This window comes from Shinella sp. BE166, assembly GCF_051201095.1.
Taxonomy (GTDB): domain Bacteria; phylum Pseudomonadota; class Alphaproteobacteria; order Rhizobiales; family Rhizobiaceae; genus Shinella; species Shinella lacus.
The window spans coordinates 231,363-241,051 of sequence record NZ_JBPEHL010000010.1 but is presented as its reverse complement, the minus strand read 5'-3'; the positions used below and the strand labels follow the sequence as shown (position 1 = coordinate 241,051).

General features: G+C 62.6%; 8 protein-coding genes, 1 other RNA gene and 1 pseudogene. 6 read left to right on the top strand and 4 right to left on the bottom strand.

Translation table 11 applies throughout. The features are described 5' to 3' along the window. Positions 1 to 601: hypothetical protein (locus tag J2Y63_RS23310; RefSeq protein ID WP_435268020.1), on the top strand; the 601-nt coding region annotated here is incomplete at its 5' end. A gap of 229 nt (positions 602 to 830) precedes the next feature. Here J2Y63_RS23310 and J2Y63_RS23305 read toward each other — a convergent pair. The 3 genes and pseudogenes from J2Y63_RS23305 to J2Y63_RS23295 all read right to left on the bottom strand — a co-directional run bounded on the left by J2Y63_RS23305 (position 831) and on the right by J2Y63_RS23295 (position 2,793). Beyond that, a complete protein-coding gene (locus tag J2Y63_RS23305) occupies positions 831 to 1,742 on the bottom strand; it encodes a thymidylate synthase (protein ID WP_435268019.1) in 912 nt (303 codons plus the stop codon). A 130-nt stretch (positions 1,743 to 1,872) separates the two neighbouring features. Continuing rightward, positions 1,873 to 2,394, bottom strand: a pseudogene (locus J2Y63_RS23300) (thymidylate synthase); the annotation flags it as partial. Between the two features lie 87 nt (positions 2,395 to 2,481). Further along, on the bottom strand, positions 2,482 to 2,793 hold the full coding sequence (locus J2Y63_RS23295) for a DUF2853 family protein (protein ID WP_256117049.1): 312 nt from the start codon (positions 2,791 to 2,793) through the stop codon (positions 2,482 to 2,484). Positions 2,794 to 3,023: 230 nt separating this feature from the next. Between J2Y63_RS23295 and J2Y63_RS23290 the strand changes: the two genes are divergently transcribed. The 5 genes from J2Y63_RS23290 to J2Y63_RS23270 all read left to right on the top strand — a co-directional run bounded on the left by J2Y63_RS23290 (position 3,024) and on the right by J2Y63_RS23270 (position 5,883). After that, positions 3,024 to 4,355, top strand: a complete 1,332-nt coding sequence (locus J2Y63_RS23290) for a putative bifunctional diguanylate cyclase/phosphodiesterase (RefSeq protein WP_435268018.1) — start codon at positions 3,024 to 3,026, stop codon at positions 4,353 to 4,355. Positions 4,356 to 4,384: 29 nt separating this feature from the next. Then, positions 4,385 to 4,745: a transfer-messenger RNA gene (gene ssrA / locus J2Y63_RS23285) on the top strand. A 110-nt stretch (positions 4,746 to 4,855) separates the two neighbouring features. Next, positions 4,856 to 5,380, top strand: coding sequence for an SspB family protein (locus J2Y63_RS23280; protein ID WP_256117051.1), 525 nt, complete (start codon positions 4,856 to 4,858; stop codon positions 5,378 to 5,380). Between the two features lie 10 nt (positions 5,381 to 5,390). Continuing rightward, on the top strand, positions 5,391 to 5,588 hold the full coding sequence (locus tag J2Y63_RS23275) for a DUF4169 family protein (RefSeq protein WP_435268017.1): 198 nt from the start codon (positions 5,391 to 5,393) through the stop codon (positions 5,586 to 5,588). A 70-nt stretch (positions 5,589 to 5,658) separates the two neighbouring features. Next, positions 5,659 to 5,883: a ribbon-helix-helix domain-containing protein gene (locus J2Y63_RS23270; protein ID WP_435268016.1), complete on the top strand. Its 225-nt coding sequence runs from the start codon at positions 5,659 to 5,661 to the stop codon at positions 5,881 to 5,883. Here J2Y63_RS23270 and J2Y63_RS23265 read toward each other — a convergent pair. Beyond that, positions 5,876 to 9,661, bottom strand: a complete 3,786-nt coding sequence (locus J2Y63_RS23265; RefSeq protein WP_435268031.1) for an AsmA family protein — start codon at positions 9,659 to 9,661, stop codon at positions 5,876 to 5,878. The genes J2Y63_RS23270 and J2Y63_RS23265 overlap by 8 nt on opposite strands. Positions 9,662 to 9,689: the final 28 nt, after the last annotated feature.

The window sequence follows — 9,689 nt, the reverse complement described above, 5'->3', positions numbered from 1 at the left end:
CCAACCCCTTGACCAAGTCCTGATCAGAAAACCATACTCAGAGGTGGCTCACTTCTCGGTGGAAAAACCGGCTCAGTTCTGCGTGGAAACCAACAAACGCGAACTCGAGGCTCAAGCGGGTGTCGCCCGAAGCTCAATCGTGGCCGCAGAAAGCGAGAGCGCACCAAGCCCAGGGACGATCCTGAGGCTGCGCACGTTTTACGAGCACAAGGGGATTGAATTTCTCGGGAAAGTCGATCTCGCTACAGGTAGCGCGAGCGACGTCGGTGTACGATGGCGAATGCCAGAGCAGCTTCCGCCGATTGGCTCCACTGATGACTTCATTGCTACCCGCGGATCAGGAATTGCCTTTGCTGCGGCACGCGGTCTTTTGAACAAGAAGCAATCAGACCTTGTGAAACTGGTCAAAATATCGGAGCACAAAATTCGGTCGCTTGAAGCGTACGAGACAAAAGATCAACCTGCTCTAGTACGACTTAGAGAGTATTATGAAAAAAACGGTATAGAATTTCTCGGGTGGGGTGACGTATCACGGGCGATGTGTTTCGGCACGGGAGTGCGCTGGCGGGTCGACTACAAACCGAAAAGAAAGGGGCGCTGAATACGTCTCGACCAATCAAATTCCAGTTAGAGTATGTGGACATCACTCGAAACCGCATCCTCCATACGCCTTGTCGTGGCAGGGCTCATTGCGCTTTAAGAGAGGACTTCTTCCGCCGTCTGCAAACGCCAGAAGATTGGACCATGAAGATTATCCGTTCTCCTCATCCGAATTTGTTTCATAGAAACTCTGAAGATATTGGGGGCTTTAAGATGACCAACGCGTTAACCTACACCGCGACGGGCGCTTCGATCGGTGGGTGTGGATTGTATCCCTCAACAATGAAGTCGTCGATTCGATAGTCATCAATCGATGCTGGCTTTCGAGCGAAGCTTAGTTTGGGGAATGGTCTCGGCTCCCTTGTGAGTTGCTGTTTTGCCTGTTCAAGATGGTTGAGATACAAGTGAACGTCGCCGCCGGACCATATCAGTTCACCTGGAGCGAGATCAGTTTGTTGGGCGACCATCGCCAAAAGTGCCGCTTGCTGGCAGATATTGAACGGGTTTCCAAGGAGATGATCACTCGACCGTTGAGTAACCATCAGCGACAATTTTGGTGCCGTAGACCCAAGCCCTGAAACATAGAATTGATAGACCATATGACAGGGATGGAGCGCCATATTCTCCAGCTCTCCGACGTTCCAAGCGTGGAAAATCATTCGCCGACTGCTTGGATCGGTTCGCAGGGTATCGATGACTCCTGCAATCTGATCGTGTTCGCGGCCGTCTTTGTCGATCCACCGACGCCATTGCTTGCCATACACCGGTCCAAGATCACCCCACTGAATTGCGAAGTTCTCATCGGCAACAATACGCTCCTCAAACGACTCCTGCGTAATCTCCTCGCCTGTCTCCTTCCGATAGCGAGATAGGGGCCAGTCGGACCAGATGCGTACGTTCGCGGTCAGCAGCGACCGGATGTTTGTCTGCCCTGAAAGAAACCAGAGCATCTCCTTAACGGCCGTTTTCCAGTACACCCTTTTCGTGGTGTAGACAGGAAATACCCCGTCGGAGAGATCAAAGCGCATCATCGCCCCGAAATTCGCCAACGTTCCAACCCCTGTTCGATCAATCCGACGATCTCCCCTCTCGATCAGGCGGGACATGAGATCGAGGTATTGGTACTCAGCATGTCGGTTCATAATTGACTTCCAAAATGTGCTCGAGTGAGGTGAAACGGAGACAAGCTGGTACTCGTACCATTCTGCTAATTTCTCAATGAATCCAATCCTCAGAGACCGAAGGTACCGTCGCAATGTCGGAAAACTGCGCCACGCCGAGGAAGATGTCGGCGGAGCGCTGGTAGAGCTGGCAGGAGAGCTTGCCGTCCGCCACGTAGAACTGGAACAGGCAATGGCAGGGCGGCAGCGCCATTTCGTCGACGAGCGCCGGGTTCCAGGCCGAGACGATATGGCGGCGCGAATTCGGGTTGCGCTTGATGCCGTCGAGCACCGCGACGATCTGGTCGAGATGCCTGCCGTCATGGGTCGGCCAGGAGCGCCACTGGTAGCCGTAGACCGGGCCGAGCTCGCCCTTCTCGTCGGCCCATTCGTCCCAGATGGTGACGCCGTTTTCGTGCAGGTAGGCGATGTTGGTGTCGCCCTTCAGGAACCATAGCAGCTCATGGATGATCGAGCGCAGGTGCAGCTTCTTGGTGGTCAGCACCGGAAAACCTTCGGAAAGGTCGAAGCGCATCTGGTGGCCGAAGACGCCGCGCGTGCCGGTGCCCGTCCGGTCCGGCCGGTCGGTGCCGTTTTCCATCACATGGGCGAGAAGATCGAGATATTGCTGCATGGGCGCCGCCGATTCGTTGTCCAGCGTGAGATACTAAAGCGAGAGCGGCGGCGGCCATAGGGCGAAAAGGGATTTTCCCGGTTTTCCTCAGGCCAGCGCGCCGAGCGTTCCCAGTTCCTTGGCGGTGAGATAATAGAAGGTGACGCGCGATTTCGTGCGGTCGTCGGCCATGGCCTTGCACACGGCCTCGACGGCCTTGTCGGCGGCCTCGCCGGTGATGCCGAACTTCTTGGCGCACCACTTTTCCTTGACGCGGTTCAGCTCGTCCGGATCGGAGCAGGAGACCAGCGAGGAGTCGCGGTTGCGCAGCGCGATGCCGAGATGGCTTACGATCTTCTTGACGATGGCCTCGTCCGCACCGCTGTCATATTTGCGGACATCTGCGAGATAGTCGGTCATGGGGTCTCCTCTCCGGTCACTCGGCCGCCGCCGTCATGGTGGTCCTGCCGACGCCCATGTTTTTCACGCTGTGATGGCAAGTCAAGCGCTAATAAACGCCTGATCTGCGGCGCGTCCTGGCGTCTGCCCTCGCCTTCTGGTGGCATTTTTGTACTTTCTGAAGGAATTTCCGGTAGGGGTATCCGGATGGCCGGCCCGGTGGGCCAGGCCGCAACGAACGGTCGCCGCCCGTGAAACAGACTGAGGACTATTCGCACCGTTTCCGGCTTGCCTATGGCATGGCCTCTCTTGCCGTGGGCGCGCTGACGATCGGCTGGGGCCTGGTTTTCGCCTATATGCAGGCGTGGTCGCTGGCGGCGATGGATGCGGCCGTGGTGATGACGGCGATCGCCAGCTTCGCGCTGGCGCGCGGCAACCAGCTTTCTGCCGCCCTCATGTTCTCGCAGATCGCGTTTTTCGTCATCGTCGTCGTCTTCTGCCTGCTGTTCGACGTGCCGAGCGATGCCGCCCCGCGGGTCTGTCATCTCTTCCTGCTGGTGCTCGCTTTGCTCGGCTACATCAATTACCGGCGCGAACAGTCGGTGGCGCAGCTCGTGATCATCGCGCTCTGCCTTGCCGCCTTCGTGGTCTTCGCCAGCACCGAGGCCGCGCTTCCCTTCGCCCAGCCGATCGCCGACGAGTACCGGCTTTTCGGCGCCTGGGTGAACACGATCATCGCCGTGGTCATGCTGTGCGGCGGCGTCTATGTCATGCAACTGGAATTCGCGCGAAACCTCGACCAGGCGCGCGAGATCCGCATCGCACTCGCCAACCGCGAATTCGAGCTCTTCTACCAGCCGCAGGTGGACGAGACGGGCAGGCTGATGGGCGCCGAGGCGCTGTTGCGCTGGAAGAAGGCCGACGGCAGCTATGCGCCGCCGATCGATTTCATTCCGCTTGCCGAACAGGCCGGGCTGATGCCGGCGATCGGTGGATGGGTGGTGCTGGAGGCCTGCAAGACGCTGGCCCTCTGGCAGCAGGAGGACGGCGCGCGCGACCTCGTGCTGTCGATCAATGTCAGCGTCGACCAGTTCATGAAACCCGATTTCGTCGCCTCCGTGCTCAGCCGCATCGAGGCGCTCAAGGTCGATCCGGCCCGGCTCAAGCTGGAATTGACCGAAAGCCTGATGGCGACGGACATCGATACGATCGTGGAGAAGATGCGGGCGCTGCGTGCGGCCGGCCTTACCATCTCGCTCGACGATTTCGGCACCGGCTATTCCTCGCTCAGCTACCTGCGCCAGTTGCCCATCCACGAGATCAAGATCGACCGCTCCTTCGTGCAGGAGGCGCCGGAAAACCTGCGCAACCGCTTCCTGCTGAAAAGCATCTTCGATATCGCCCGCATGCTCGATCTCTCCGTCGTCGCCGAGGGTATCGAAACGAAGGAACAGTTTGTTTTCCTGCAATCCTTCGGCTGTACCGAGTTCCAGGGCTATTATTTCGGCCGCCCGATGCCGCTTGCGGATTTCCAGAAACACTGGGCGCAGGACAGCGCTCCGCCGCTGGCCGAAACCGCCTGAGCCAAACTTCCACATATCCTTGTCATAAAACCCTTTTCTTGGCGCAAGAGAGCGCCTATATGTGAAGTGCTGCTTCGGCAGCTACGGCAATAAACGAGCGGTGTAATAAACCCATTGGACCCGGGGGCGGTACCCGGCGCCTCCACCAAAAACCGGTCAACTTCGACCGACCGGCTTTTGATGGGGGCGAAATAGGATCGACAAGGGCGTAAAGATCGACTTTTTGCTCGGCATTGTACCACCGTTATCGGGCTAAACTTGTAGTTGCAAACGACAACTATGCGGAAGCTCGTCTCGCTGCTTAATCGCGGTGTGACACTTCACTCAAAGTCCTAAGGGGTCGCACTCTTAGGCGGGGTCCGAAGGCACCTGGCAACAGAAGCCTTCACCTTCTCCAATCCCTTGAAATGGTCTATAGCTGTGCCAGATGACTCGTGCCGGAAGGTATGAGAACGCGTTGCAATGCCTGATGACAAAGGCTGGAAGAAAGACAGGAACTGATGGCGCAAGACCACATTCGTTACGACATTCTCGCCCAGGACGCGCTGCGCAGCGTCATTCGCAAGGTTCTGTCCGAAGTTGCGGTCACGGGACACTTGCCCGGCGAGCACCATTTTTTCATCACCTTCCTGACCAATGCCCCCGGCGTGCGCATCTCGCAGCACCTGAAGGCGAAATATGCCGAGCAGATGACCATCGTCGTCCAGCACCAGTTCTGGGACCTCAAGGTCACCGAGAGCCTGTTCGAGATCGGCCTCTCCTTCTCCGATACGCCGGAAAAGCTCGTCATCCCGTTCAACGCGATCCGCGGCTTCTATGACCCGTCGGTCAGCTTCGAGCTTGAATTCGACGTGCCGGCCGTGGAGGAGGAAGAAGAGCACTCCGCCGAGATCACCGCCTATCCCGCCTTCGCGGAAAAGGTCGAGGAGACCACCACGGAAGAACCGACCCCGCCCACCGGTGGCGACGACAACAACAAGGGTGGCTCCGTCGTCTCGCTCGATTCCTTCCGCAAGAAGAACTGAGTTTTTCGCGATGAGCGGCGACGTCGTCAATCTCCGCCAGTTCCGCAAGCAGAAAGCCCGCTCCGAAAAGGAAAAGCAGGCCGAGCAGAAGCGCGCCGCCTTCGGTCGCACGAAGGCGGAGAAGACGCTGACGCGCGCGCTGAACGAAAAGGCGCAGAAGTCGCTCGACCAGGGCCACATCGAGCGGCCCGACGACGACAAAGACTGACATTTCAAACGCTTGCCGGAAATACCGGATTCGATCTGCCAATCGCCTGATTCACTGCGTAAGGATGGGCATGATCCGCAAATATTCCACTACCCTGCACGGCCACCGCACGAGCTTCTCGCTCGAACCAGCCTTTCACGACGAGCTGAGGGCCATTGCCGATGCGCGCGGCATGCCCGTCGCCGCCCTCATCCGCGAGATCGACGACGGCCGCGGCGTCGACGGCAACCTCTCCTCGGCGCTGCGCCTGCATGTGCTGGAATGGCTGAAGGAAAAAGCCGGCGCCGTTAATTGAGGCCCGGCAGCGCGTCGAAGTTCAGGCTTTGCCCGCCCTCCAGCGGCGGCAGTTCGCCGCCCCGCTCGACGCCTTCTTCCGGGTTTACCGGCAGGCGGCGCCGCGCCGCCTCGTCTTCCGCCTTGCGCGCCTCTGCCGCTGCCCGCTGCTCGGCCAGGCGACGGGCCTCTTCCTGCGCCTCCAGCAAGAGGCGGGCGTCGTCCGCGGCCTTGCGGCGCGCGCGCTCGGCCTCTTCAGCGGCCTCCCTGGCGGTGCGCTCCTTCTCGGCGCGTTCGCGCGCCTCCGCACGCCGCCGCGTCTCTTCCTCGATCTGCAGGCGCATCGCTTCCGCAAGTGCTGCGCGCGCATCCGCCCGCGAGCGATAAAGTGCCGCCTCGCGCCGCAAGCGCTGCTTTTCCAGAACGTTGGCCTGCAACGTCTCCACCCGCCGGCGCTCCGTCTCGAAGCGGCGCAGCGAAAGGTAGTTGGCGAGCGGCTGCACATCGAGCTCGAAGCCCGGCGCCTCGACCAGGCCGCGGTAAGACAGCGCCACTTCCGGCTCGGCGCCGGCCAGCGCGTCCTCGCCCGCCTTGTAGGTGACGGCGAGGCGTCCCGTCATGGTGTCGCCGGCGAGATCGATATCCGCGTCGCCCGAAAGCCCCGCCTTACCGTCCTCGGTCGCGACGCTCTGGACGCGCAGCTTGCCGCCCGCCAGTGCGAAGGGGATGCGCACCGCGCCCAGCGCCGCCTCGCCCTTCAGGATGGCATTCGACGCAAAACCGGCCACGCGCTCCTGCGTGATGTCGCCCTCGATGCGATCGGCCTCCGCCAGAAGCGACGGCAGCGCGCCGGTATCGAGCCCGCGCAGGACGAGATCGGACACCCGCACCTCGCCCGAGCCACTGGCGCCCTCGACCATCGTGCGCACGCTCTTGCCCGAGGCATCGACCGCGAGCGTCACATCCGCCTTGCCCGTCGCGGCCGCCCCTTCCGGCCCGGCCCAGACGATCTTCGACAGGTCGACGCCGGCAAGTTCGGTGCGCGCTTCGAACAGGCCGTTCTCCTCAGCATTGGCGACCTTGACGCGGCCGGAAAGCTTGCCGCCGAGCCAGTCACCGGCCATGTCGGTCATGGTCAGCTCGCCGCCCTTCCAGACGAGGTTCGCCTTGAACCCTTCGACCGCGCCGTAAAGCCCCGGCCAGAACGCACCAGCTTCGAGCGCCACGGAAATATCGGCCGCATCCTGGAGCGGCTGCACCAGCGGCGCGGCATTCAGCCCGCCTTCGAGGACATCGCTCACCGGCCCGGCAATCGCCTCCGCCAGGAAGGCGAAATCCACCGTGTCGAAGCGCAGCGCGCCGGCACCTTTCAGCGTGGCGGCCGTGCGATCGAGCGTCAGGTTGCCGGAAAAGGCGTTGCGATCGGCTTCGCCCGTGATGTCGGTGATCGCGATGGCCTGCGCATTGGTCGCAACGGACGCCTGCGCCGTCAGCGGCAGGCCGGCGCCGGCCTGCGGAACCGCGATGCCGTTCATCATCAGATAGGGCTCGATATCGTCGCTCTTGGCCGAAATCGCGAGCGTGCCGGCAAGAAAATCCTCGGCGGAGAGTGCGGCGGTGCCCTTGGCGGAGATCGACGTGCTGCCGGCGTTGAACGCCGCCGAAACGGTCGCCGCGCCCTCTTCCGGCTGGTTCACGCGGAAGGTGACGCTGCCGTCCGGGTCGGCGTCGAAAGGCAACGGATCGAGGCCGACCTGACCGGCAAGCACGACGGATTGCGGGTTGAAGATGCTGCCGTCCAGCTCGAAATTGCGCCCGCGCAGCAGATCGGTGGGCGTGGCGGTGGAAAGCTTGAACTCGACCCGCCCCTCGTTGACGGGGCCGGAAACGCTGATCGTCGCCGGGCTGCCCGCCTCGCCGGACACGGCGGCGCGAACGGCGAGATCGGCATTGTCGTAGTAGCCGGCATTGGCGACGAAACGCGACAGCAACGGATGTGCCGGCAGATGCCGCGCCAGAAGGGCCGCGACCGGCTCCATCGCCGCCGCCTTCAGCCGGATTTCGAGGCCGGCGTTCGGCGTTAAGAGCGAGCCGCCCAGCGTGCCGCTTGCCGAAAGCGCCGCCCCTTCGAGCGAGGCGACGTTGAGGCGGCTCAGCGTCAGGAGGCCGTCCTTCACGGAGAGCGCGGCGCTCACATCCGTCGCACTCTCGCCGAAGGCAAGGAACCGGTCCGCCGTCAGGTCGAGCGCTATGGAATGATCGAGAACGGTCGTCAGCGATGCATCGCCGGCGACGAGGCCGACAAGGGCGCGCAGCGAATCCAGCTGCACCTCGTTGCCGCGCAGTTCCAGCGACAGCGCGGGCGTCGCGTCCGATCGGGATTCCCGCTCCAGCCGCCCCGTCAGCGAGGCGCCGCCAACGGCGATTTCGAGGTTTTCGAAGCGCTGCAACTCATCCGTCAGGTTCACCTGCGCGGAAAAGCCGGCGGTCTTCAGCTTGCGGATTTCCGGGTCCACCGAACCGGCGAGCCAGGTGGCAAGCCCCGAGGGCTGGTTGGAGGCGATCAGCAGGTCGCCGACGAAGCCGCGGTTTTCGCGCAGCATCAGCCGCCCCTTGGCCTCCAGCGCGGTGCGGCCGGGCAGGATGGCATCCGCCCGCTCGATCCGCCAGCCGTCGCCATCCGGCTTCACGTCGAGGCGGATTTCGCGCACGGTCGTATCGCCGACCACCACGGCCGGCAGGAACAGGCTGGCGCGGCCGGGCACCTGCGGGATGGGGATATCGGCGGCAATCGCCAGCAGGGCCTGAAGCCGCTGACGGGCGGACATCTGCGGGTCGCGGCCGGTCTTGCCGGTCTCGCCGCTGTTGCCGATGCGGTTGACGTCGATCTGCTGGCCGTCGGCAATCAGCAGGAATTCCGGCTTGCGGCCGGTGTCGAGCGTCGCCTCACCGGTCACCACATAGGGATCGGCGGCAGGCCCCGCCTCCAGGCGGTATTCGGGCACGCGGATGCGCTCGTTGGAAAGCTCGAACTTGCCCGTCACGCGGATCGGATCGGCCGGCCCCTCGCCCTTCGGGCGCGGTTTTTCCGAGACGGTGAAATTGCCGTCGTAAAGCGGGCGGAAGTCGGCGACCTTGATCGCGCCTTCGAGATCGGCGGTGAAGGCGAGGCGGTCGGGCACGATGCGGGCGCGCAGCGACAGCTCGCCGTTCTCCACCTGCCCGCTCGACAGCTGGAAGGCGCCGCTTTCGCCGTCAAGCGCCCCGCGCCCGTCGATGCGCCACGGGCCGCCGAGCGATTTCGCCGAGACCTGCGCGTCGAGCCCGGTGACATGGCGCGTGCGGCCGGTCTGTTCGTCGACGAATTCGATCTCGCCACCGGTGATCGCAACGTTTTCGAGAATGACGGTGCGGGCCGGGATGTCGGACTTGCGGCCCCGCGCCCAGTCCAGCGTGCCGTCCTGGTAGAGTTTGATGCGCGCCTTGGGCTCCTCAAGGCGCATATCGAAGATCAAAGCCTCGCCGGAGAGGAACGGTGCCAGCTCCGCATCCATCGAGAAACGCGCGACCTCGACCAGCGGCCGGCCATCTTCCGGCGAGCCGACGCGCACGTCGTTGAGCGTCACGGAGGGGAACGGGATGAGCCGCGCATCCACACTACCGTGCACGACCACGGTGCGGCCCATGATGCGGCTCGCCTCGCGCTCGAAATCCTGCCGAAAGCTCGTCCAGTCGACGAAGAGCGGCGCCAGCAGCGCTGCAAAGAGCGCCACGACCACCAGGCCGCCAACGAAGAGCATGATCCTAGAAAGCACGCCGCATGCCTCG

What these genes read in the sequence shown, in the direction of transcription:
- J2Y63_RS23305 (WP_435268019.1), bottom strand. Translation starts at nt 1,742, where the DNA reads ATGAACCGACATGCTGAGTACCAATACCTCGATCTCATGTCCCGCCTG.
- J2Y63_RS23295 (WP_256117049.1), bottom strand. Translation starts at nt 2,793, where the DNA reads ATGACCGACTATCTCGCAGATGTCCGCAAATATGACAGCGGTGCGGAC.
- J2Y63_RS23280 (WP_256117051.1), top strand. Translation starts at nt 4,856, where the DNA reads ATGGCGCAAGACCACATTCGTTACGACATTCTCGCCCAGGACGCGCTG.
- J2Y63_RS23275 (WP_435268017.1), top strand. Translation starts at nt 5,391, where the DNA reads ATGAGCGGCGACGTCGTCAATCTCCGCCAGTTCCGCAAGCAGAAAGCC.
- J2Y63_RS23270 (WP_435268016.1), top strand. Translation starts at nt 5,659, where the DNA reads ATGATCCGCAAATATTCCACTACCCTGCACGGCCACCGCACGAGCTTC.
- J2Y63_RS23265 (WP_435268031.1), bottom strand. Translation starts at nt 9,661, where the DNA reads ATGCTCTTCGTTGGCGGCCTGGTGGTCGTGGCGCTCTTTGCAGCGCTG.